This window comes from Roseateles aquatilis (genome assembly GCF_002205645.1).
GTDB lineage: Bacteria > Pseudomonadota > Gammaproteobacteria > Burkholderiales > Burkholderiaceae_C > Roseateles > Roseateles aquatilis.
The window spans coordinates 209698-232364 of record NZ_NIOF01000006.1 but is presented as its reverse complement, the minus strand read 5'-3'; the positions used below and the strand labels follow the sequence as shown (position 1 = coordinate 232364).

General features: G+C 64.8%; 20 protein-coding genes. 14 read left to right on the top strand and 6 right to left on the bottom strand.

Annotation, left to right across the window (positions count from 1 at the left end):
- Positions 1 to 258 precede the first annotated feature (258 nt).
- From CDN99_RS15310 to CDN99_RS15260, 11 genes are all read left to right on the top strand, one after another.
- On the top strand, positions 259 to 5247 hold the full coding sequence (locus tag CDN99_RS15310) for a helicase-like domain-containing protein (protein WP_088385725.1): 4989 nt from the start codon (positions 259 to 261) through the stop codon (positions 5245 to 5247).
- 241 nt (positions 5248 to 5488) lie between these two features.
- The gene (nirK, locus tag CDN99_RS15305) at positions 5489 to 6994 is read left to right on the top strand and encodes a copper-containing nitrite reductase (protein WP_088385724.1); all 1506 of its coding nucleotides are present in this window, start codon (positions 5489 to 5491) and stop codon (positions 6992 to 6994) included.
- Between the two features lie 39 nt (positions 6995 to 7033).
- Positions 7034 to 7801 (top strand): formylglycine-generating enzyme family protein, encoded by a 768-nt coding sequence (locus tag CDN99_RS15300; protein WP_088385723.1) that lies wholly within the window; start codon positions 7034 to 7036, stop codon positions 7799 to 7801.
- A complete protein-coding gene (locus tag CDN99_RS15295; protein WP_088385722.1) occupies positions 7798 to 8415 on the top strand; it encodes an SCO family protein in 618 nt (205 codons plus the stop codon). Before CDN99_RS15300 ends, CDN99_RS15295 begins: the two co-directional genes overlap by 4 nt.
- A gap of 230 nt (positions 8416 to 8645) precedes the next feature.
- The gene (locus CDN99_RS15290) at positions 8646 to 8930 is read left to right on the top strand and encodes a DUF2249 domain-containing protein (protein ID WP_088385721.1); all 285 of its coding nucleotides are present in this window, start codon (positions 8646 to 8648) and stop codon (positions 8928 to 8930) included.
- A gap of 37 nt (positions 8931 to 8967) precedes the next feature.
- Positions 8968 to 11244 (top strand): nitric-oxide reductase large subunit, encoded by a 2277-nt coding sequence (locus tag CDN99_RS15285; protein WP_088385720.1) that lies wholly within the window; start codon positions 8968 to 8970, stop codon positions 11242 to 11244.
- Between the two features lie 47 nt (positions 11245 to 11291).
- Positions 11292 to 11741, top strand: a complete 450-nt coding sequence (locus CDN99_RS15280; RefSeq protein WP_088385719.1) for an Rrf2 family transcriptional regulator — start codon at positions 11292 to 11294, stop codon at positions 11739 to 11741.
- Complete coding sequence (locus CDN99_RS15275) at positions 11738 to 12079, top strand: metal-sulfur cluster assembly factor (RefSeq protein ID WP_088385718.1); 342 nt, start codon at positions 11738 to 11740, stop codon at positions 12077 to 12079. Before CDN99_RS15280 ends, CDN99_RS15275 begins: the two co-directional genes overlap by 4 nt.
- A gap of 14 nt (positions 12080 to 12093) precedes the next feature.
- Positions 12094 to 13236: a DUF8744 domain-containing protein gene (locus CDN99_RS15270; RefSeq protein WP_238139537.1), complete on the top strand. Its 1143-nt coding sequence runs from the start codon at positions 12094 to 12096 to the stop codon at positions 13234 to 13236.
- Entirely contained in the window at positions 13214 to 14404 is a 1191-nt protein-coding gene (locus CDN99_RS15265; protein WP_088385716.1) for an NnrS family protein, read from the top strand. The genes CDN99_RS15270 and CDN99_RS15265 overlap by 23 nt, the downstream gene beginning before the upstream one ends.
- Before the next feature lie 3 nt (positions 14405 to 14407).
- Complete coding sequence (locus tag CDN99_RS15260; RefSeq protein ID WP_088385715.1) at positions 14408 to 14800, top strand: SirB2 family protein; 393 nt, start codon at positions 14408 to 14410, stop codon at positions 14798 to 14800.
- 206 nt (positions 14801 to 15006) lie between these two features.
- Here the strand turns inward: CDN99_RS15260 and CDN99_RS15255 are convergent, their stop codons facing one another.
- From CDN99_RS15255 to CDN99_RS15245, 3 genes are all read right to left on the bottom strand, one after another.
- Positions 15007 to 16968, bottom strand: a complete 1962-nt coding sequence (locus CDN99_RS15255) for a site-specific integrase (RefSeq protein WP_238139536.1) — start codon at positions 16966 to 16968, stop codon at positions 15007 to 15009.
- A 52-nt stretch (positions 16969 to 17020) separates the two neighbouring features.
- Positions 17021 to 17494, bottom strand: coding sequence for a hypothetical protein (locus CDN99_RS15250; RefSeq protein ID WP_088385713.1), 474 nt, complete (start codon positions 17492 to 17494; stop codon positions 17021 to 17023).
- Positions 17495 to 17992: 498 nt separating this feature from the next.
- Positions 17993 to 19096, bottom strand: coding sequence for a LysR family transcriptional regulator (locus tag CDN99_RS15245; protein ID WP_238139535.1), 1104 nt, complete (start codon positions 19094 to 19096; stop codon positions 17993 to 17995).
- Between the two features lie 45 nt (positions 19097 to 19141).
- Here CDN99_RS15245 and CDN99_RS28685 point away from each other — a divergent pair, with 45 nt between their 5' ends.
- On the top strand, positions 19142 to 19297 hold the full coding sequence (locus CDN99_RS28685) for an ATP-binding protein (protein ID WP_158218850.1): 156 nt from the start codon (positions 19142 to 19144) through the stop codon (positions 19295 to 19297).
- Between the two features lie 3 nt (positions 19298 to 19300).
- On the opposite strand, the gene msrC is transcribed toward CDN99_RS28685, so the two are convergent.
- Genes msrC through CDN99_RS15230 form a run of 3 tightly spaced genes read right to left on the bottom strand, consistent with a single transcriptional unit; the run spans position 19301 to position 20874 of the window.
- Positions 19301 to 19813, bottom strand: coding sequence for a free L-methionine (R)-S-oxide reductase MsrC (msrC, locus tag CDN99_RS15240; protein WP_169727047.1), 513 nt, complete (start codon positions 19811 to 19813; stop codon positions 19301 to 19303).
- 3 nt (positions 19814 to 19816) lie between these two features.
- Complete coding sequence (locus CDN99_RS15235) at positions 19817 to 20179, bottom strand: gamma-glutamylcyclotransferase family protein (protein WP_088385711.1); 363 nt, start codon at positions 20177 to 20179, stop codon at positions 19817 to 19819.
- Positions 20176 to 20874 (bottom strand): M24 family metallopeptidase, encoded by a 699-nt coding sequence (locus CDN99_RS15230; protein WP_088385710.1) that lies wholly within the window; start codon positions 20872 to 20874, stop codon positions 20176 to 20178. Before CDN99_RS15230 ends, CDN99_RS15235 begins: the two co-directional genes overlap by 4 nt.
- A gap of 261 nt (positions 20875 to 21135) precedes the next feature.
- On the opposite strand from CDN99_RS15230, the gene CDN99_RS15225 reads away from it, so the two are divergent.
- Entirely contained in the window at positions 21136 to 21906 is a 771-nt protein-coding gene (locus CDN99_RS15225; RefSeq protein ID WP_088385709.1) for a P-loop NTPase family protein, read from the top strand.
- 127 nt (positions 21907 to 22033) lie between these two features.
- On the top strand, positions 22034 to 22660 hold the full coding sequence (locus tag CDN99_RS15220; RefSeq protein WP_088385708.1) for an H-NS histone family protein: 627 nt from the start codon (positions 22034 to 22036) through the stop codon (positions 22658 to 22660).
- The last annotated feature ends 7 nt before the right edge of the window (positions 22661 to 22667 follow it).

Here is a 22667-nt window from a genome sequence, read left to right as displayed (position 1 = left end):
GCGGTCGTGACCCGCCTCCTCCATCCGCGCTGCATACGCGCGGACTTCTGAACCGGCACCGCATCTCGCGGCCGCCCTGCCCCTTCTCATCAGCTCAACGCGAGCACAGGAACCGTAGCCCTCCGGGCTTTGGATGTCCCGTGCCGCGCGTTGGCGCATCCGCCTGCCGCGACGCCTCGCGTGTCGCAGCGAATCCCCAACGGGGAGCTCACGCTCCCCCAGGGGTTGTGGGCTCTCCATTCGCATGGAGAACCACCAATGGCTACCAACGCCAACCAGGCGAACAGCCTCTGGCTTCCGGGCTTTGGACCCGACGACGAGGCGATCTTTCCCGACCTGTTCGACGAAGCTGTCGTCGAACCTACGATCGAGGCGCCGGTCGCCCAGCCGGATATCCCCGCAGCCAAGCGGTGGCGTCCATCGCTGGTGCAAGCGACGCCGCGGCGCGAACGCGCCACGGCATGGCCAAACTGGGACGACGCCGTCCTGGCGGCGCTGAGCGGTCCGGTCTCGAAGTTCGAAGCGAACCTGCAGGCCATCCATGCGCTGCGGGACATCGAATCGTCCGGCGCGGCCCCGTCGCAGGAACAACGCGAAGCGCTGCTGCGATTCACGGGCTGGGGCGGCATTCCAGCCAGCTTCAACCTCGAGCAGCACGACGCGGCCTGGAAGCGGCGTACGCTGCAGCTGTCCGCTCTGCTGGATGCCGGAGAGCTGGAGGCCGCGAAGGCCTCCGTGAACACCAGCCACTACACAGATCCGGCGCTGATCCGCTGGATTTGGCGAGCCCTGCAGACCATCGGATTCCGCGGAGGGCGCATCCTCGAACCGAGCGCTGGCGTCGGCCACTTCATTGGCTGCATGCCGGCTCAGTTGGCCAAGGCCAGCCGCTGGACCGCGATCGAGATGGATCGCGTCGCAGGCAGCATCCTTCGCGCACTCTATGCCCCCCTGGGCGTCGACGTGCGGGTCCAGGCCACGGAGACCGCGGCGCTGGCGGACGATGCCTTCGATCTGGTGGTGACCAACGTGCCGTTCGGGAACTTCCAGCTGCACGACGGCCGCAACCGCCCGTACAGCCACTTCAGCATCCACAACTGGTTCGTCGGCAAGGCCCTCGACCTGGTCGTTCCCGGCGGGCTGGTATGCGTCATCACGTCGACCTACCTACTGGACGATCAAGACGGCACTGCCCGCGCCTATATGGCTTCTCGCGCGGAACTCCTGGCGGCCTTCAGGCTTCCTCAGGCAGCGTTCGAGCGGCTCGGCGGGACCTCGGTGCAGACCGACCTGCTGTTCCTGCGCCGGCACGCGGACGCGGTCGTCAACGGCGAGCCGGCATGGCTCGACCTGGCCTTCGTGCCGGACGAGCTGCGCCATCCCCGCTGCCACGACCGCTACATGCGGATCAACGGCTGGTACTGCCTTCATCCCGCACACGTTCTCGGGCGCATCGACAAGGTCAGCAATGGCTACTCGCCGGTACCGACCGCGGTACTGGACGGCGACCTCGCGGCTGCGCTCGAAGGAGCCGCACATCAGGTGCCACCCGGTGCCTATGTAGGGCGCCAGCCTTTGGACGCAGAAACTCCGGCGGCGACGAATGCGGCGCCCGTTCCAGATGGCGCCCGCCCTGGCAGCTTCGTGTTGTCCGACGGACGTGTCCACTGCGTGGAGCAGGGCCAACTCGTCGACGTGCAGGACCGTCTGAACGCGACGGCACGGCAGCGCATCTCCGGCATGTGCGAGATCCGGGACCGCGCGCGGGTGCTCCTCGCCGCGCAGCTGAGCAGCAACTCCGATGGCGATCTGACGGCGAAGCGGCTTGCCCTCAACCTGGCCTACGACAGGTTCGTGGCCAAGCGCGGCTATCTCAGTTCGAGAGCCAACGCCTTGGCGTTCCGCCGTGACCCGGACTACCCGCTGCTGCTGTCCCTGGAACGCTACGACGACGAAGAGGAGAAGGCCACGAAGGCCGACATCTTCCACCGCCGCACAGTGTCGCGCATCGAAGAGCCGACGCAGGCTGAATCGCCCGACGAGGCCCTGGCGCTGTGCATGCAGTGGAAGGGCCGGGTCGACGCGCAGTACATGGGAGCCCTGCTCCAGGTTGATGCGGAATCGGTCGTATCAGACTTGATGCAGAGGGGCTTGGTATTCCTGGACCCTGACGACGACCGCTACGAGACCGCCGATGCCTACCTCTCTGGAGACGTCAAGCGCAAGCTCAAGGCGGCAGCAGCAGGAGGCGAGGCGTTCGCCGCCAACGTGATGGCCTTGGAGAAAGTCATCCCCGAGGACCTGCCGCCGGCGTCCATCGAACCCCGGCTGGGCGCCGTTTGGATACCGGCCGACGTGATCGAAGCCTTCATGGTGGACGTGCTGGGGCTGGAGACGGCCACGGTGCGCTACCTGGCGATCGCCGGCACCTGGTCGGTGAAGGTCGACCAATGGGCGGTGAGCCGCAACCTCGTCTGCACGCAGGAGTTCGGCATCGCGCGCATGGACGCCGTCGAGTTGATTCAGCACGCGCTGAACGTCCAGACGCCCACGGTGCGCGATCCGCACCCGGAAAAGGACGGCGCCTACGTCGTCAACAAGGAACAGACGCTGGCCGCCCGGGAAAAGCTCGGCGCGCTCAAGGAGCGCTTCGCCACCTGGGCCTACGAGAGCGTTCAGCGCAGGGAGCGGTTGTGCAGGATCTACAACGACACCTTCAACTGCCTGCGCCAGCGCGCCTTCGACGGTTCGCACCTGAAGCTACCCGGCTTTTCCCATTGCTTCGAACTGCATCCCTCGCAACTCAACGCGATCTGGCGCATCGTGCAGTCCGGCAGCACCGGACTGTTCCACGCGGTCGGAGCCGGCAAGACCGCCATCATGGTCGCCTCCAGCATGGAGCTGAGGCGACTCGGGCTGGCAAAGAAGCCAGCACATGTGGTCCCGAACCACATGCTCGAGCAGTACACGGCGGAGTTCGTGCGCGTCTATCCCTTCGCGTCGGTGCTGATGGCGACGAAGGAGGATCTCGCTGGCGACCGCCGACGCGAGTTCGTGTCGCGGATCGCGACGGGCGATTGGGATGCAGTGATCCTGACCCACTCGACCTTTGAACTGCTGCCCATGTCGCGCGAGTTCACGGCGGAGCACATCCGCTCCATCATCCGCGAGCTCGAATTGGCAGTGCGTGCGACCAAGGCCGACGACAGGTCCAACCGGATCGTCAAGCAACTGGAGCGCATGAAGAAGGTGTGGAAGGTCCGGCTTGAGCGACTGGAGAACCAGGAGCGCAAGGACGACTTCCTGTGCTGGGAAACACTCGGCATCGACTACCTGTTCACGGACGAAGCGCATCTCCACAAGAACCTCTGGCGTCATACCAAGATGGCCCGGATCGCGGGGCTGCCGCTGTCCAACTCGCAGCGCGCCTTCGACCTGTACCTGAAGACGCGGCACACCATGAGCTTGCACCGCGGCCTATCGCGCGGGGTGGTGCTTGCGACGGCGACACCCGTCGCCAACAGCATGGCCGAGATCCACACCTTCCAGCGCTACCTGCAGCCCCACACACTGCGTGCGCTGGGGCTGGAGCAGTTCGACGCGTGGGCGGCAACCTTTGGGGAGACCGTGACCGCGTTGGAGATTGCCCCGGATGGAAGTGGCTACCGGCTGAACACGCGTTTCGCACGCTTCATCAATGTCCCCGACCTGATGGGCGTGTTCTGCGACGTGTCGGACATCCGGACCAAGGAGATGCTGAACCTGCCCGTGCCGGCCCTCAAGGGCGGCAAGCCGAGGACGGTGACCTGCAAGCCGAGCGACGCGTTGAAGGCGTTCGTCAAGACGCTGGTGAAGCGTGCCGAGTTGTTGAAGACGCAGCGCATCGACCCTCGGGTCGACAACATGCTGAAGATCACTAGCGAAGGCCGTAAGGCGGCGCTCGATATGCGGCTGGTGTTTGAAGGCGAGCCCCGTGATCCGGGCGGAAAGGTGGCGCAGTGCGCAACGGAGGTGCATCGCATCTGGCTGCAGACCATGAGCCTCAAGAGGGCACAGTTGGTGTTCTGCGACCTGTCGACGCCGCGCGCCGATGCGGGCTTTAGCGTCTACGACGAGCTGAAGGCATTGCTGCTCGAACTGGGCGTTCCCGAGGACCAGATCGCGTTCGTGCACGACGCGGAGACCGATGCGCAAAAGGCGAGGCTCTTCCGCTCGGTGCGCGAGGGAAGGACCCGGGTCTTGCTCGGGTCGACCGCGAAGATGGGCATCGGCACGAACGTGCAGAAGCGGTTGGTCGCGCTGCATGAGCTGGACTGCCCATGGAGGCCTTGCGACGTCGAGCAGCGCGAAGGGCGCATCCTGCGCCAAGGCAATGAGTGTGCCGAGGTGGAGATCATCCGCTACGTCACCGAAGGCAGCTTCGATGCCTACTCGTGGCAGACGGTCCTGACCAAGTCGAAGTTCATCGCCCAGGTGATGAGCGGCGACAAGGGCTTGAGGTCGGTGGAGGACGTAGAGCTCGCCACTCTGAGCTATGCCGAAGTGAAGGCCCTGGCCTCCGGCAACCCGCTGGTCATCGAAAAGGCCGGGGTGGACGCCGAGATCGCGCGCTACTCATCGCTGTTCTCCGTCTGGCGCAACCAGCGGTACGGCCACGAATCCGAAGCTTCGAACCTGCCGATGCGGATCCAGAGCATGGAGACGCTCGTGCAGGCCCTGCGCGCCGACGAAGAAGCGGCGCTGGAGGCGTTGGCGAATGGGCCCATCGTCGTGATCAACGGACGAAGCTTGCGCGACCGGGAAGAACTCGGTGATGTGCTGCGAGCATCGGTCCGCGGCGCCAGGAGCGGCCTGACCGGCCGTGCTTCCGAAGAACTGCTGGGCCGCGTGGGCCGTTTGCAACTGTTCCTGTTCAGTGGTCGTGAGGCCGACGAGGTGCACCTGTACCTGCAGGGTCAGGCGGTGCATGACTGCAAGCCCTACCAGACGGGTCCGGCCTTGGCGGCAGAGCTGATGAACGTGCTGAACGGCACCGTGCCTCGTGCGGCCGATGCCAGCCACAGACTGGCATCGATGCGGCAGCGCCTGGTGGATCTGCGCGAGGAGCTCACGAAGCCCTTCGAGCACGAAGACCGCTTGGCCTCGCTGCTGGCGCGCCAGCGCGAGCTGGCCCGGGAACTGGACATCGACAAGGACGAGGCCGGGTCACAAGCAATCGAGGCGGAAGAGCAGGCCCTTGCCGCTTGAACGCCAATTCATGGGCCCGTGGAAACACGGGCCCATTTCTTTTTGCTCGGCTCTCGTCGTCGATTCGAAATCTCTCCATCTGCACTGAGCCCGGAGAGCTGGAGGTGTGCCGACGGCACTGGCGCTGCTTGGTGACGACAGATACCGTCCAACTTGATCTGGCGCAAGGAACACGGGCAGCGCGTTTTCTACGCTAGATGCATACGAAATGCATCTTCTGTTCACTGCCCAAGGAGGGTTTATGGCATTCGGCATCAAATGGTCCTGGTCGGCTCTCGTGGCCGCCCTCTTTCTGGCCGGCGCAGCGCTTGCCGCCACGCCACCGGGCGATGCCGGCGCAGCCAAGGCCAAGGCCCCCGGCGACTTCGGGCCGCCGCGGGGAGCACCCATCAAGGCGGTCCTGACTAGCCCGCCGCACGTCCCGCCGCCCATCACCCGAAAGTATCCGGCCAAGGTCATCGTCGAGCTCGAGGTCGTCGAGAAGGAAATGCCCATCTCCGAAGGCGTGAACTACACCTTCTGGACCTTCGGCGGCACCGTGCCCGGCAGCTTCATCCGCGTGCGCCAGGGCGACACGGTCGAGTTCCATCTGAAGAACCACCCGAGCAGCAAGATGCCTCACAACATCGACCTGCACGGCGTCACCGGCCCGGGCGGCGGCGCTGCCTCCAGTTTCACGGCGCCGGGTCATGAATCGCAGTTCACCTTCAAGGCGCTGAACGAAGGCATCTATGTCTATCACTGCGCCACCGCACCAGTGGGCATGCACGTGGCCAATGGCATGTACGGCCTCATCCTCGTGGAGCCGCCGGAGGGCATGCCCAAGGTCGACCACGAGTACTACGTGATGCAGGGCGACTTCTACACGACCGGCAAGTACCGCGAGAAGGGCCTGCAGCCCTTCGACATGGAGAAGGCCATCGCCGAGCAGCCGACCTATGTGCTCTTCAACGGCGCCGAAGGTGCGTTGACGGGCGACAAGGCCATGCCAGCCAAGGTGGGCGAGACCGTGCGGATGTTCGTCGGCAACGGTGGCCCGAACCTGGTGTCCAGCTTCCACGTCATCGGCGCCATCTTCGATCAGGTGCGCTACGAGGGCGGCAGCAATGTGCAGACCAACGTCCAGACCACGCTGATCCCGGCCGGTGGCGCAGCCATCGTGCGCTTCAAGACCCGGGTGCCCGGCAGCTATGTGCTGGTCGACCATTCGATCTTCCGCGCCTTCAACAAGGGAGCGCTGGCCATCCTGAAGGTCGACGGAAACGAGGACAAGACCATCTACTCGGGCAAGGAGCTCGACTCGGTCTACCTGGGTGACCGCTCTCAGCCCAACCTGAATGCAGTGACCGCTGCCACTCAGGCTGCAGCGCAAGGAACACTGACGGTCGATGAACAGGCACGAGCCGGCCAGGCGCTGTTTGCCGGCACCTGCTCGGTCTGCCACCAGGCCAACGGCGCCGGCCTCCCCGGCGTGTTCCCGCCGCTGGCCAAGTCGGACTATCTCGCTGCCGACACCAAGCGTGCGATCAGCGTCGTGCTGCACGGCCTCTCAGGCAAGGTCAAGGTCAACGGCCAGGAATACAACTCGGTCATGCCGCCGATGAACCAGCTCAACGACGACGAGGTGGCCAACATCCTCACCTATGTCCTCAACGCCTGGGACAACGCTGGCGGGCGCGTCACGACCGACGACGTGCGAAAGGTCCGTGCGCAGAAGGCGCCGGCCGCTCCGAAGTCCGAGCACTAAGCAACGCATCGGGGGCACGCGGTGACGAACAACGCCTGCATGTTCAGTTCAATGCTGGCTTTGGCGTTGCTGCCGCTGTACAGCGCGGCTGCCGACTACGCGGACCTGCCGGGTGGAACGATGCGCAGCGTCCTCGCGGGCGACGCCACGGGCGGCTTGGTCAAGGTCGATCGCTTCAGCATGCGAACCACGCCTGTCACCCGCGTCGAGTTCGCCCGCTTCCTTGCGGACCACCCCGAATGGCAGCGCGGCAGAGCCTCGCGCGTGTTCGCCGACGCCAGCTACCTCGCAGACTGGCCGGCACCGCCCGCACTGCCTTCGTCTCAATCGCAGCAGCCGGTCACCCATGTCAGTTGGTTCGCGGCCCAGGCCTTCTGCGAGTCTGAAAGCGCGCGCCTGCCGACATGGAACGAATGGGAGTTCGCGGCGGCGGCAGACGACACCCGACCCGACGCCCGAGACGATCCGGCATGGAGAGCCCGCATCCTGTCGTGGTACTCACGGCCCGCAACGGCGGCCTTGCCGGCCGTCGGCGGCGCTCCCAATGCTTACGGCGTGAGGGATCTCCATGGCCTGGTGTGGGAGTGGACGGACGACTTCAACGCCCTGCTCGTCAACGGTGACAGCCGATCCTCCGACGATCCAGACAAGCTGAAGTTCTGCGGCGCCGGTGCCATCAACCTGCAGCAACGCGACAACTACGCCATCCTGATGCGCGTCGCCCTGCTCTCTTCCCTCAAAGCTTCCGACAGCACCGCGAGCCTTGGCTTCCGTTGCGTCAGACCTCTTCCGGAGACTTCACCATGAATCGTCGACACCTCCTTGCGGCCGGCGGGATTGCCGCGGCAACGCTCGTCATTAGCGGGGCGCAGGCGCTGGCTGCCGCGCCCACGACAACAGGCGCAACGTCCACGCTTCCTACGGACTCGGTCTATCAGTTGGCGACACCGCTCACCGACCAGAACGGGCGCGCCTTCTCGCTGGGCGATGGCAGGGGGACGCCCACCATCGTCAGCATGTTCTACACCTCGTGCCAATTCGTCTGCCCGATGCTGGTGGAAGCGATACGCGACACACAACAAAAGCTGGGTGACGATGAACGCTCCCGCGTGAACGTGCTGATGGTGACGTTCGACCCGCAGCACGACACCGTGGCAGTGTTGCAAAAGACCGCGAAACAACGGCAGCTCGACAGCACGCACTGGACGCTTGCCAGGGCAGAGGCACCGAATGTCCGCAAGCTGGCCTCTGTCCTGGGTGTGCAGTACAAGGCCCTGCCCAACGGCGACTACAACCACACCACAGCCCTCATCCTGCTGGACACCGACGGCCGTATTGTGGGCAAGACATCGCAGCTGGGTGACGCGGATCCAGCGTTCGTGAAGCTGGTCAAAGCCACGCTCGCCTCGTCCAAGCGCTGAGCCTCGGCTCAACGCGCCTTCCCAGCTGCCGCGCCGCCTCGATCGGCGCGGCGCAGCTCTTTGAGCTCCGCCGGCATCGCGCGCTGCTCGCATGGGGCTGCGCCTCGCGACGCCAAGTGCCGCTACCAGCCACTTTCAACGCCGCACTTGATCCGGATCAAACGGTCAGCCGCCCGCCGTTTTCACAATAGATGCATTCTCAATGCACCTTAAAGAACAGGAGGCCATGTATGACCCTCACGACTTACGGAACCAAGATCGACGTGCGGCAGGTCGAGCCCCGCGAGCGGCACGCCCTGATCTTCAACACCTTCAAGAGCCTGGGCCCCGGCGAGTCCATGGAGCTGGTCAACGACCACGACCCGCGTCCGCTGCGCACTCAGTTCGACGCACAGCTGTCCGGCCGCTTCTCCTGGGACTATGTCGAATCCGGTCCGACCACCTGGCGCGTCCTCATCACCAAGCTCGGCGGTCACGCTAACGGCCAGTGCTGCGGCTCCTGCGGCGGCGCCTGAGCTCCCCCATCAAGTCAGCAACCTACAAGGAAGCATCATGAAGTCCTCACGCAGGCTCTGGCGCTGGCTAGGCCTCATCTTCGTCCTGTCATTCGGCGCCCTCGGCTACCTCGGATGGCAAATCTATCTCTCCGCGCCGCCTATTCCCAAGCAGATCGTCACCAGTGAAGGCGACGTCCTGTACACGGGCGAGCAGATCCAGTTGGGCCAGCAAGCCTGGCTTTCGGCTGGCGGGCAGCAACTCGGCACAGTCTGGGGCCACGGCGCCTACGTCGCGCCGGACTGGTCGGCAGACTGGTTGCACCGCGAGGCCGTGGCGCTGACGGCGATCCGCACCGACGCGCAACGCGGCGCTTCCAACACGTTGTCAGACGGCGACCTTGCCGCGGTTCAAACGCGCGTGCGCGACGAGATGCGCCGCAACACCTACGACGAGACCAGCGGCACGGTCAAGGTTTCCAAGGAACGCGCGCAGGCGATTCGCGAGGTTGCGGATCACTACGATGGCCTGTTCGGTACCGATCCGAAGCTGGCCAAGTTGCGCGACCAGTACGCGATGACCGAGGGTGCGCTGCCGGACGCGGAGAACCGCAAGGCACTGACCGCATTCTTCTTCTGGTCGGCCTGGGCCGCCACGACGGACCGCCCCGAAGAACCAGGCCTCTCGTACACCAGCAACTGGCCGCACGAGCCCCTGGTGGGCAACACCATGAGCACGTCTGCCGCGATGTGGTCGATGGCCAGCATCATCCTGCTGCTGGCCGGCATCGCCGCGATGTTGTGGCTGCACAAGGGCGACGCGCATGAGTTAGAAGCACAGGTGCCGGCGGCCGATCCCCTGCTCGGCGCCAAGGCCACGCCGTCCATGAAGGCCACGCGCAAGTACTTCTTCATCGTCATCGCGCTGATGCTGCTGCAGATCGGCATGGGCGCCATCACTGCGCACTACGCGGTGGAAGGTCAGGCCTTCTTCGGCCTGCCGCTGGCGCAGATCCTGCCCTATACCGTCAGCCGCACGATCCACACGCAGATCGGCGTGTTCTGGATCGCCACGGCCTGGCTGGCCACCGGTCTGTACGTCGCGCCGCTGTTGTCCGGCAAGGAGCCGAAGCTGCAGAAGCTGGGGGTGGACGTTCTGTTCTACGCGCTGGTGTTCGTGGTGCTCGGGTCGACCGTGACCGGCTGGCTGGGCACGCTGCAGCACCGCGGTGTCGACTTCAGCTTCTGGATCGGCAACCAGGGCCTTGAATTCACGAGCATGGGCCGCGTCTGGCAGATCCTGCTGTTCATCGGCCTGCTGCTGTGGGTCTTCCTGCTCGGCCGGGCGCTATGGCCGGCGCTGAAGAAGCCTTCGGAGACCCGCGGCCTGATCGCCATGGTGTTCCTGTCAGCCACCTGCATCGGCGGTTTCTACGCGACGTCGTTGACCTGGGGCCAGCACACCCACTACTCGATGATCGAGTACTGGCGCTGGTGGCTGGTGCACCTGTGGGTCGAAGGCTTCTTCGAAGTGTTCGCCACCGCCGTCGTCGCGCTGATCTTCACCAACCTGGGCCTGGTGCGCGCAGCCTCGGCCAACCGGGCCATCATCGCGGAGACCATCGTCTTCCTGTTCGGCGGCATCCTGGGCACGTTGCACCACCTGTACTGGACCGGCACGCCCACCTCGGTGATCGCCGTGGGCTCGGTGTTCTCGGCGCTTGAAGTGGTGCCGCTGACGCTGATCGGCCTCGAAGCGCTGCAGACCTACCGCCGCGCCAAGGGAGTGGCCTGGCTCAATGCCTACAAGTGGGTGATCCTGAGCTTCGTGGCCGTCGGCTTCTGGAACACCGTCGGCGCCGGCCTGTTGGGCTTCGCGATCAACCCGCCAGCCTCGCTGTACTACGTGCAAGGTCTGAACATGACGGCCGCCCACGGCCACGCCGCCCTGTTCGGTGTCTACGGCATGCTGGGCATCGGCCTGATGCTGTTCTGCCTGCGCGGCCTGTACAACCGCGACCTGCACGCCGACAAATACCTGAAGCCAGCCTTCTGGAGCCTGAACATCGGCTTGGCGATGATGGTCTTCCTGTCGCTGCTGCCGGCTGGCATCTACCAAGCCTACGAGAGCATCACCAAGGGCCTGTGGTACGCCCGGTCGCCTGAGGTGATCCACTCCAAGGTTATGGAGACGCTGGTGTGGCTGCGCGTACCGGGCGATGTCGTGTTTGCTGCAGGCAGTCTGTTCCTCGGCATCTACGCGCTCTATCTGCTGCGCCGCCCGTCAAGCGAGAAGGCACCAATCGGCGCCATACCGGCCACCGCCAAGCGATGAAGCAATTGGGGAGGGCATGAGCCCTCCTCGTCACTTCGAGGCATCCCATGAAACTAACCGCTTTCACCGACTACAGCCTGCGCGTGCTGATCTATCTCGCGGCGGAGCCGGATCGCAGAGCGACCATCGCCGAGATCAGCGAGGCTTTCGACATCAAGGCCAACCATCTGACCAAGGTCGTCCACCACCTGGGCAAGAGCGGCTGGGTGGAAACGGTCCGCGGCAAGGGCGGCGGACTCACACTTGCCATGAAGGCCGAGGACATCGTTGTAGGAAAGGTAGTCCGTGACACCGAAGGCATCGTCGAACCGGCCGAGTGCTTCGCTGCCAAGCCGAGCTGCTGCAGCATCGTCAAGATCTGTCACCTCAAGGGCGTCCTCGCCGAGGCTGTCAGCGCCTTCTACGGTGTGCTGGACCGCTACACGCTGGCAGACATAACTCAGAACCGGCTGGACCTCTCTCGCATCCTGCACTTCCATCGCGTGGCGACCACATGAACGCCGACAACCCTGCGCCCTACCCTTACTCGGGCCCCGATGACATGCGCGAGCCGGTGCTCGCCGCGCTGAGCCGTGTCGTGGATCCGGAAGTGGCGATGACCATCGTCGATGTCGGCCTGGTCTACGGCGTCGACGTCACGCCCGGCCGCCTGCACGTACTCCTGACCATGACCTCCGCCGCTTGCCCTGTCGCCGATGTCATCCTCGATGACGTCGAGACCGAACTGGAGCGCGTCGCGCCGCCGGAAATGACCATCGACGTTGAGCTCGTCTGGAAGCCCGCCTGGACCACGGACCGCATGAGCGCCCGCGCGAAGAGCTTCATGGGTTGGTAGAGCTGCAAATCGCCATGAGAACCACCGCAAGAGCCACACGCGACACCCGGGCGGTCGCTCGTCTGGCGTTCGCTCTGGTGGCAATGGTCTCGCTCGCGACGGGCATCTCTGGTGGACTGGTGCGCGCGGGCGTGCCCACTCCTACTGACACCAGCGCCTGGATAGGACCGGCGGTCGCCGCCCACGCCTTCTTGATGATCTGCACCTTCATGGGTACGGTCATCGGAATCGAACGTGCCGTGGCGGCGAAGCTCTCACTGGCCTTCCTCGGGCCCGCCACTTCCGGACTCGCTGGCATCGCCTTGCTTGCCGGCTGGCCGACGGCAGCAGCTTGGCTGGTCCTCGGTGCGTCGATCGCATTCGTCGGCGTCAACATGCTCATCGTCAAGCGACAGACCGCGGCCCACACCGTGCTGCTCCTCGTTGGCGCCATAGCATGGGCGACGGGTTGTGTTCTGCATGCGTTAGGCGCCCAAGGCGGCGCGGTCGTCCCCTGGTGGTTCGCCTTCCTGGTGCTGACGATCGCGGCCGAACGCCTGGAGATGACGCGCCTGATGCAGCGGCGCAGAGGCAGTGCCACCGCGTTGTACCTCGTCTTCTCGCTCATGTTCTTTGGTTGCGCCTTCGCTGGCCTGTGGCCCGTCGCCGGCGGGGCCGCCTTTGGCGCGTCGCTCTGCATGTTGGCCGTCTGGTTGCTCTGCTTCGACATCGCGCGGCGCACCGTGCGCGCCCACGGGCTCAGCCGCTACATGGCGATCTGCCTGCTCCTTGGCTATCTCTGGCTCCTCGTCGCCGGCTCGGCCTGGGCCGCGACATCCCTCGGCTGGCCGCTGCGTGACACCGCGCTGCATGCACTGGGGCTCGGCTTCGTCTTCAGCATGGTGCTGGGCCACGCGCCGGTCATCCTGCCGGCCATCGCGCGCGTCAAGGTGCTCTTCGGCTGGGCCTACTACCTCCCACTGTCATTGCTGCACGGCTCCTTGGTCGTCCGCCTGGTCGGCCCGTGGATCGACTTCCACTCGGTCACCTGGGGTGCAATCGGCAACGCCGTGGCCATCGGTGCATTCCTGGCGACCGTGGCGGGGTCAGCCGCGGCCTGGCATTTCAAACACACCACATCTCGCACGAGCCGCCATGGCCTCCCTGCAAAACATTGAAGAACCGCCGCGCAGCCCCAAGCAAGGCTTCGCGCTCCTGGCCCTGGGTTTCAGGCCCTTCTACATGCTGGCCAGCGTCTTCGCGGCCCTGTCCATCCCGCTTTGGGCGCTGCAGTTTTCCGGACTGCTGGCGCACCCCTACCTCTCGGGCCCCTTGTGGCATGCGCACGAGATGCTGTTTGGCTTCACCTTGGCCGTCATCGTCGGCTTCCTTTTCACGGCGGGACGCAACTGGACAAACCTGCCAACGCCCACCGGTTGGAAACTGGGCGCGCTGGCTGCGCTGTGGATCGTGGCGCGCATCCTCGTGCTGACACCGTATGCCGCGGCCGCGGCCGTTGCCAACGTCGCTTTTCCGCTGGCTGCGGCGGGGAGCCTCGCCATCCCCTTCTTCAAGACGAAGAACCGCCGCAACTACTTCTTCGTGGGGCTGCTGGTTCTGCTGGCTGCGGCGGCTGCATGCATCCATCTGTCCCAGCTCGGGGTTGTCGAGGCGCCGGCGTGGCCGGCCGTTCAGGTTGCACTCGACATCGTGCTGTTCATCCTCTGCGTCATGGGCGGCCGCGTCATTCCGATGTTCACGAACAACGGCATCCCTGGGTTGAACGCGAGCAAGAAGCCCGCGCTGGAGAAGCTGGCGCTGGGTGCTGTGCTTGCGGTGCTGGCGGCCGACATCCTGGCACTGCAGGAATCGGCCCTTGCAGCCATCACGCTGCTGGCCGCCGCGGCGCATCTGGGACGCTGGATGCTGTGGCAACCCGTGCGGACCTTGCGCGTGCCGCTGGTGTGGGTGCTGCACTTGGCATATCTGTGGATCCCAATCCACCTGGCACTGCGAGCGGCGGGCGCTCTCAGCTGGGTGGCGCCATCGCTGGCCACCCATGCCCTCACGGTCGGAGCCATCGGCGGCTTGATCATCGGGATGATGACGCGCACGGCAAGAGGGCACACCGGCCGGCCGCTGCGCGCCGACCGCTACGAGATTGCCTGCTACGCGCTCGTGGCCTGCGCGGCTTTGGTTCGGGTCGCAGTGCCGCTCTTCGCACCGGCCCAGTTGGTGCACGCCACCCTCGGATCGGCAGCGCTGTGGTCGACAGGATTCGCGCTCTACGCCATTCGCTACTGGCCCGTACTGTCAAAGCCACGCATCGACGGGCGCCCCGGATAGGACATGGACTACTTCACCGTCAAGCTCATCCACCAGACAGCGGTCTCGCTGTCCATCGCCGGCTTCTTCGTCCGCGGCGCAGCATCGCTGGCAGGCGCCCGCTGGGTCAGAGGCCGCGCCGCGAAGACGCTGCCTCATCTGGTCGACTCGGTACTGCTGCTCTCCGCTCTGCTGCTGGCGTGGATGCTGCGCTTAACGCCTGACCGCGCGCCTTGGCTACTGGCAAAGCTCGTAGGCCTTGTGCTGTACGTCGGGCTGGGCGTCATCGCTCTACGCCCGGGCCGCCCGCTGCTTATGCGAGCTGCGGCGTGGATCGCAGCCCTCGCCGTGGTGGGTTGGATCGTTTCCGTCGCCGTGACCAAAAGTCCACTCGGTGTCTTCCTGCTACTGATGTGACATCGCGGGCGAGCTAGCGGGTGCCTCGCATCGGCTGATCAAATGATGCGATAGCGAAGTCGAGAAACGTCCGCAGCTTTGGCGTGACACGCCTGTGCGGTGCACAGAGCAAGTGCAAGGGCTGGGAGGGAACCTCGTAGGCAGGCAGCAAGCGCACCCAGCGGCCGTGTCCGAGTGTCTCACGCACCAGCTCGAGCATCGAGTCGCTAGCAACGAAAGAACGAGGCGATGGCCTTCATCTTGCGTTTGCTCTCGGTGGTCACGTAGACCGTTGTCGTCGCCAGGGAAGCGTGGCCAAGTATCTGCTGCTCGATCTCGACGCGCGTGCCGCGCGCGATCGAATGAGAGGCGTGGGTGTGCCGCAGCCAGTGCGTACTGGCACGAGCGAGACGGTCTGCCCCCTTCTCATCACCATCAGCGGCAAGCACACGCGCACAAGCTTCAAAGAAGCGTTTTAGCTGGTCGTAGAGCGTGTTGGGGGAGATGCCCTCCCGCGGTTCCGCGCCCTGCCCTCCTCGAAGCGCTGGCGCAACGTCGGCCAGGTCGCTCGCCTTTCCTAGTAAATGGGCACCGATATTCTCGCGAGCGTCCAACTCAGCGGGTAGGCGTCTTGACTTCAGGTAGGTCGACAGTTCCTCGATCACGCTGGCTGGCACGGGGACCTCTCGAATCCGGCCTCCCTTCCCCACGACGTTGAGCATCCATCCCTGCACATGCTCGTCGTCCTCCTCGTCTGGCGGGAACTCCACCCATTCCAGATGTTCGACGCGCGCAGCCACAGCCTCCGACAGCCGAAGGCCTGTCGCGTACAGCAGCGACAGCGCGAAGCGCAGCCGGCGTGCCGTCGATGTGTCAGGGAGCTGATCGGATTGCTCGACCACGAGGCGCCACTGAGCCACGCTCAGGCTGCGACCCGTGTTCAGCCTGGGCTGAGCAGCATGAAGCACGTTGACGCCCGACCATGGGTTGCCCATCACGTAGTTCTTGTCGATCCAGAACGCGTAGAGGTTCTTCAGGATGGTGATCGCTTGCCGCTGCGCCGATGGCGAGAGCGGTCCTTCGAATGGTCGCCAGAGAGGCGACCAGCGCTCTCGGTTGCGCTGAGCGCACCATCGCGACCGCGGCGATGGATCAGAGAGGAATTCGCGGTAGGCAACGCAGTCTTCCGTTGTCATCGAGGACAGCGGCCTACGGCGTTCGACCACCGCCCACAACAAGAAGCGCTCTGCCTCCTTGCGGTAGGAGCGCTGCGTGTTCGACAGGCATAGCAGCCAATCCATCGGGCCTTCGATGCCAGCGTCCCTGCCGCGACGGCGCGCCTTCGCGGCGTCGCGTTGGTCGCGGGTTACACCGGCCTTCGATTGAAGCCAGGCAAGCAGTGCTGCATAGTCGTTCGAGGCAGCAAGCAGACAGTGCTCCTGCGGCCGGCGATACAGGCCCTGACTTCCGTCGAGCTCAAGCGGCACGACGAGCTTCTCCAACGGCCGAATGTCAGAGGCTGGCGGGACCACCTTCTGAAGCTCGTGCCGAAACAGCTGCATGCGAGGCTGGTGGACGTGCGCTCCGATCTGCATGCCGATGGTGTCCCGATGCTCGGCGAGCCAGTGCATCACTCGCTCGGCCTTCGCAGGCCCGATGCCACGGATAGCGGTGGGCCAGCCTCGCCCGACGCCATTGATCCGGTCGAGCAGTTGGGCGATCGTGAAGATCCCTGCTGCCTCCAGGCGCGAGGCGATGCTGGAATTCAGCCACGCCACCACGCCATCGCCGGCGCGGGGCGGTTGAGCGACCAGGGCCTCAAGCCACAACAGCGCGTCGAGTTGCTTCTTGATCAGCCGTCCACGGCGAGACAGGCGCTGGCTGGCCTTCCCAAACTCCTCCTCAAAGGCCTCCAGCTGATCGGCCTCAGAAAAGTCCTCCAGGCCGCGCGCGCTCGCGAACTCCTCCAGCGACGGAACCTTGGGCCCGTCGTCGGGCAAACGGCTGACGTCGATGAGCACCAGGCGGGCGACGCCATGGCGATCCTCGCGCCTGGCTGCCGCAGCGAACGCATCGCGAAGCCACTGGATGGTGCTGCGCACGATCCGAAGATCGCTCGATGCACCTTCGACTTGCAGGTAGCGTTCCCAGCTGTCGCGCAGGGGAAGCCCCTGAACCAGCGAACGCATGAAGGCGAAGTGCGACGCGCCGAGTCTTCTCGCGCGCGGATCGCTGGCAACGCTAGGCGCCGTTGTAGGCATCTCGCAGATCGCCGGGGCACTGGTCGACCACGGCTGTGACAAGCACCAGCGCGGCGTTCACCAATGCAGCATCCCGACCGGGTGCGGCTTCCGGCGCATGCTTTCCACCGTGGAAAAGGTTGTGACGCACCCTGACCGCTGCGTCGATGGCCTGCGCAAGACGATGTCCGCCGCGTAGCGGTACAGCCTGCCAGCCTCCCCCGAACGACTGCAGGCGGGGCGGGGCCGTGGTCAGAAGTTCGATCGCCTCGTCCAACGGAGTGCCAGCCTGGACCTGGACCCAGGCGCCAGCGTCGTTGGCCAACCGCTGCCAAGCAGCCGCTGCAATGCCATGGTCGTCGCGGGCATACGTCGAGGCCTTCATCGCGTACTCGCAGCGCGCGAAACAGCCCAGGAACTCCACCACGAGCTCCTTCGGGACGGCGAGTGTGGAAAACGGGTTGATCAATGGCATGCTCGGCTCGGCTCGGATGGGTAGGGAAGCGGGGGCCGGGGGCGCGTTGCCGCCGCCGGCGCGTACAGACCGCCGCCTCGGGCGTCCACGCGGTGGACGAGCACAGTCTCCATAGGGAAGCGTGCCTGTCTACTCGGAAATCCTGCCCGTTTGACGCTCGGATTCATGCGTGTTGATTTTGTGCGTAATCAACATGCGCAAATGGGCGACCAGGCGTTGTGCGCCGCCGCATCTCGCCCCCAAACTTGTAGTGGCCCTCTGGGCTGCCTTCCAGAGGGAACGCCCGGCTGCAACCCACCGAGCTCTACAGGCATGCCTGCGGCGCCGCTCAATTGAAGGCTTGATCTTGGTGCGCGGCCCGCGCGTCTATCGGCCTGGGGGCTGCGGCGCATCGTGCACCACATACTGGAGCTGCACGGCAGCCGCATGGAGCTGCTCGACACGGCCCAGGGGCGCGAGCTTGAGGTTCGCGATGTCGTCGCCACACGAGGCTGAAGCTCAGGGATTCTTCGTCACGCGCCGCAGCCCTTCCAGCGCGGGGGCAACCACGGCCATGTCCGCTCCTTCTGCGAATACGGCATAGGCGGGATAGAGAAACTCTGGGGCGTCACGAACTCGGCGCAACCTGCCGCTGTCGAGATGCTTGCGCACCACTGCGAGTCTGAAGTAACCAGACCCTCCAGCGGCGAGCACATATTCGCGCCCCAGAGGGCCCAGTCCAGCCGTCACGCCTGCGTGACCGAGGTGGGGGAAGGTAAGACTGTGCTGAGCCGCGAAATCCGGTCCCCAATCGACGTAGACGTAGTCCGAAGGATCGAGCTTCTGCCCCCTCTTCCTCGTTGTCACGAGCACCAGCTTCTCTTCGAGCAACAGTTCGATGCGCAGGCCCGGTCTCTGCTGGGGTGCGTAGACGACGGCAACGTCCAGGATGCCGGCAGCCACCTTGTCGATCAGGTCGCCTGGAAAGCCTACCTCCGTACGTAAAGCCAGTTGCGGCGCGGACTTGCGCATCCAGAGCAGCCAGTCAAGCAGCAGCGGGTCCCACAGGCTGACTTCACAGCCGATGGTCATCACTGACTCTCGGCCCTCCGGCAACGCCACCTGATGGCGAGCACGCTCCCACACCTGAACCAGCATCGACGCATATCGAGTGAACTGCTCCCCGGCCGAAGTGAGCGTCGCACCGGCCTTGTTCCGGACAAAGAGCTGAGCGTCGAGCAGCTCCTCCAGCGCTTTGACCCGCGCGCTCACCGCAGTTTGCGTGACGTGCAGATTCTCGGCCGCTCGACCGAAGCTGCCGGCCGCAACGATCTCCAGAAAAGTGCGGGCCAGGGTGATGTCCATCGACGTCGTTGCTCCGAATGTTTTGACAGCAATTATTTTGCACTCAACGTGCAATAAGAATCGCTTTACCAATCTAAAGCGCGCGTCGACGATTCCTTCATCGCACCATGTGTGCATTGACTTGGCACCAAAGATGAAAGCTGGAACTACGCAGGCTCGTGAGGGAAAGTCAGCCTCTGCGGTGCCGAGAACCTCCGAAATGACTTCAAAGCGGGTCGCATCGCCCGCGCTTGCGAGCTGGGTCAACAGGATGCTCAATGCACTCTTCAGCAACGTGCGCGACGACACCTACGTCCACTAGCCTTGGGCGACGACCAGCGCAGTACGCGCGGCGAGAACGGGCCGGGGCTGAGCATCCTGCATCGCATGGCGGAGCTGAACGGCAGCGGCATCGAGTTGCCCGACATGCCCCAGGGCGCAAAATTCAAGCTCGCGCTGCCCGGCGTCAAACGGGACTGAAGCTCAGGGCCAGTCGGTGCCGGCCACGAGCGTCGACACCATCGCCTGGAAGCCTTGCGCATCGAGTTCATCGAAACGCGCGAGCTGCGGGCTGTCCAGATCGAACACCGCTGCCAGTCGGCCGTCGACGAGCACTGGCAGCACCAACTCCGAGTTCGACGCGCTGTCGCAGGCAATGTGGCCCGGGAAGGCATGCACGTCGGGCACGAGTTGCACTTCGAGCGATTCGGCGCATGCGCCGCACACGCCACGGCCGACAGGGATGCGCACGCAGGCCACCTTGCCCTGGAAGGGGCCGAGCACCAGCCTCGCGTCGCGCAGCAGGTAGAAGCCGGCCCAGTTCAGCCCAGGCACCGCCTGGAAGACCAGCGCGCTGAACTGCGCGAGGTTGGCAATGCAGTCGCGCTCTCCCGCCAGCAAGGATTGAAGCTGACGATCTAGCAGCGCGTAGCTCTGTTGCTTCAGCTCGGGGCTGGACATGTCCAGCAACTCGTTGGGGCCGGCGTCGGTACTCATCGCTCAGCCATCGTCACGCGCGTCGACATACACCCAGGCACTGCCGCCGGACGCCAGCGCGGCGCGGGCGCGACGGTAGTCGGCCACCTCGTAGCTGTCGGCCTGCGCCAGCTCGGCGGAGGTCAGGTCGAACACGGTGCCGGCGACCTTGTCTGCCGTCTGGCCGGTGCGCACCAGCATCGGGTGGTGCGTGAGCGCGCTGGTCTTCACGACCTCGGCGTCGCGGATCTCGATCTGGTCCAGGCGGTAGCCCACCAACTGGTCTGGCTTGCCGCTCAGCTTGCGGCCGAAGGTGGCCACCTGCACGGCCTCCAACTGCAGCGTGCCATAGGAAAACAGCAGCTCGAAGCCGTCGGCGGAGGTCATAGCGCTTGTCCTTCGAGGAAGTCGGTGTCGATCAGCAGATCTTCGTAGAAGGCCCCGAACGGCCGTGTCGGGTGGGCAATCTGGATTTCAAGTATCCACAGGCCGGTACTCGGGCACTTGCCGAAGTCGCCCAGGTCGCCCGCGCGGTAGATCGCATGTGGGAAGTCGCAGACGCGGTGGCCCTTGATGTCCAGGTTGAGACGCCAGCCCATCGCTTCGGCCCGCTCGGCCGCATAGGCATACAGCGCCGTGCCGGCCAGGTCGTCCGCACGCCACTTGGCAGCAACGTCGTGCCACAGCGTACGAGCCGCTGCGGCGCAGGCATGCATCTCGAGATCGCGGCCAACGACGAAGGTGTCACCCGCGTCGCCTTCGTGGCCGTTCCACACCGGGCCGATGTCGACGAAGAAGATATCGGACTCTCCCAGCACGCGCTCGGGGTCGGGCCGTTGCTTGAAGGTCTTCAACGTGCCCTCGCCGAAGCGGACGATGCACTGGTGCCAGATGCGGTCCATGCCCAGGTTCTGCAGCAACACCTTGGCCAGATCACGGGCTTCGCCCTCGGTCATGCCGGGTAGCACCGCATTCGCGATCAGCCGCACTGCTTCCCAAGAGCGCGCTCGCGCGAAATCCATCGAGGCCAAGGAGAAATCCGTGCCGTGTGCTTCACGGCGATCCACCACGTCATCCGTCATCCGAAGTTCCGCCTCATGAGCGGCTTGCGCCGCTATGTCTGAATGACTATAGCGATGCGAGCCACGAAACTTCGCCATCACCGACAGGGAGAGCTCTCGCCAGAAGGCTCGCGCTCCGCCATTATTTTTGCTAACCTCCCAATCGGTCTCAAGCACGGGACCGGCCTGCCCGGATGGCGAAGCGTATGCACGTGCGTAGGATTCTTGACCTGGCTCTAGTTTGCCGAGGGTCCCTGACGGGCACAGCGACAGGCGGCGCGCTTGAGCGAGGTCTTCTACATGCCTACCCGTTTCTCTCCTGCCGACGTCGAACAACTTCGACGCGAGGCTAAGGTATTGCGCCGCAGCGGCGCCCTCACCCAATCCCAAGCACTTGACCAGGTAGCCCAGCGGCAAGGCTGGACCAACTGGGCGCTCCTTCAGCGCAACGCGCTTCCCGCTGAACTGCACGACGCCATCCAGTTGTCCGTCGAGCAGTACCGAGGCGGTGACCGCGGAGTATTCGTGCTCCAGATCTCTCTGACAGATCCGAAACTCTTGGTAGAACTCTCTCGGAGCGGCGAGTTCTCGTTCGAGTTGCCTCAGGTGCCGCAACGCTGGATCGTTCGGCGATTCACCGAACTGCGCGGCTCCGCACCCGACCCCTTCCTGGATCGACGTTGGGAGACGCCGCGAGGACGCTTCGTCGACGGCCGCTTCATTTGCATCGTTTCGACCAACGGCGTGCAGCCTGACCGCGTTGAGGCCGAAATCGCGGTCGGCCTGGATCCCTTGTGCGCGCGAATCCGCCATGAAGCCCTCGCTGCGTTGGCGGGCCGGCAGGCGGCACAAAGCGCAGCATTGCCTGTGCGGCTGTTCTTTGCCCGTCCTCAGTCGGGTGGGGCCGACGAGATCTGCGACACGCCCTATCCCACGCTCGAAGACGCCTTGAAAGCTGAACTACCGCCAGGTTCGCGTGCCATTGGCGTTCCGACTGAGCACGGCTGGTGGACGTACCAGCCGCCGTTCGGGTGGCAGGCGCCGGCGCGTTAGATGAACGATCAAGACGCCCACCTCAAAGCGTGGGGACGGCGTGCCGGCCTTCGCGTAGGCCCTCAAACGATTGATCTGCTCAATTCGTTAGCTAGACTCTTCACGCAACAACAATTGGAGCCGGTGCATGGCAACGTCTTTCGCCAAAATCAAGAGCCAGATCGAGAAGCTGCAAAAGCAAGCGGCCGAGATTCAGACCAAGGTGATCTCTCGCATCAAGAGCGAAATCGCGCAGCACGGGCTGACTGCGGAGGATCTGTTTGGCACTCCAGCCGTGGGTGCGGCAAAGAAGAGTCGCGCCGCTCAGCTGACAAAGTCTGCAAAGACAAAGGCAGCCAGGGCCAAGAAGCCTGCCAAGTTTGCAGATGGTCAGGGCAATTTCTGGCACGGCATTGGCAAGCGGCCCCAATGGATCCGTGACATGCTCGCTGCGGGTCGGCAGCTAGAAGAGTTTCTGGTTGGCAATCGAGCCAAGGCTGCAGCCGGTTCCAAGGCCACCGCCAACGCGTCCAAGAAATCGCCAGCGAAGAAGGCGGTGAGCAAGAAGGCTGCCCCGTCAAGGGCAGCAACGCCGAAGAAGGCAGCCGCCAGCGCAGACACGACGAAGGCGCAGACGCCGGGCAAGAGACGCAAGGCGCCGGCCGGCGCAAAGCCAACGCGCAAGGTGGCTTCCAAGAAAGCACCTGCGAAGAGAGCCTCGCGGCCCATCGCTACCCCGGCCACCACCGCTGAAGCTGCCGCGACAAAAGCCTGACAACCCA

Bases quoted from the DNA above. Each gene is read 5' to 3' on its own strand.
- CDN99_RS15310 (WP_088385725.1), top strand. From the start codon at position 259: ATGGCTACCAACGCCAACCAGGCGAACAGCCTCTGGCTTCCGGGCTTT.
- nirK (WP_088385724.1), top strand. From the start codon at position 5,489: ATGGCATTCGGCATCAAATGGTCCTGGTCGGCTCTCGTGGCCGCCCTC.
- CDN99_RS15300 (WP_088385723.1), top strand. From the start codon at position 7,034: ATGTTCAGTTCAATGCTGGCTTTGGCGTTGCTGCCGCTGTACAGCGCG.
- CDN99_RS15295 (WP_088385722.1), top strand. From the start codon at position 7,798: ATGAATCGTCGACACCTCCTTGCGGCCGGCGGGATTGCCGCGGCAACG.
- CDN99_RS15290 (WP_088385721.1), top strand. From the start codon at position 8,646: ATGACCCTCACGACTTACGGAACCAAGATCGACGTGCGGCAGGTCGAG.
- CDN99_RS15285 (WP_088385720.1), top strand. From the start codon at position 8,968: ATGAAGTCCTCACGCAGGCTCTGGCGCTGGCTAGGCCTCATCTTCGTC.
- CDN99_RS15280 (WP_088385719.1), top strand. From the start codon at position 11,292: ATGAAACTAACCGCTTTCACCGACTACAGCCTGCGCGTGCTGATCTAT.
- CDN99_RS15275 (WP_088385718.1), top strand. From the start codon at position 11,738: ATGAACGCCGACAACCCTGCGCCCTACCCTTACTCGGGCCCCGATGAC.
- CDN99_RS15270 (WP_238139537.1), top strand. From the start codon at position 12,094: ATGAGAACCACCGCAAGAGCCACACGCGACACCCGGGCGGTCGCTCGT.
- CDN99_RS15265 (WP_088385716.1), top strand. From the start codon at position 13,214: ATGGCCTCCCTGCAAAACATTGAAGAACCGCCGCGCAGCCCCAAGCAA.
- CDN99_RS15260 (WP_088385715.1), top strand. From the start codon at position 14,408: ATGGACTACTTCACCGTCAAGCTCATCCACCAGACAGCGGTCTCGCTG.
- CDN99_RS15255 (WP_238139536.1), bottom strand. From the start codon at position 16,968: ATGCGTTCGCTGGTTCAGGGGCTTCCCCTGCGCGACAGCTGGGAACGC.
- CDN99_RS15250 (WP_088385713.1), bottom strand. From the start codon at position 17,494: ATGCCATTGATCAACCCGTTTTCCACACTCGCCGTCCCGAAGGAGCTC.
- msrC (WP_169727047.1), bottom strand. From the start codon at position 19,813: ATGAGTACCGACGCCGGCCCCAACGAGTTGCTGGACATGTCCAGCCCC.
- CDN99_RS15235 (WP_088385711.1), bottom strand. From the start codon at position 20,179: ATGACCTCCGCCGACGGCTTCGAGCTGCTGTTTTCCTATGGCACGCTG.
- CDN99_RS15230 (WP_088385710.1), bottom strand. From the start codon at position 20,874: ATGACGGATGACGTGGTGGATCGCCGTGAAGCACACGGCACGGATTTC.
- CDN99_RS15220 (WP_088385708.1), top strand. From the start codon at position 22,034: ATGGCAACGTCTTTCGCCAAAATCAAGAGCCAGATCGAGAAGCTGCAA.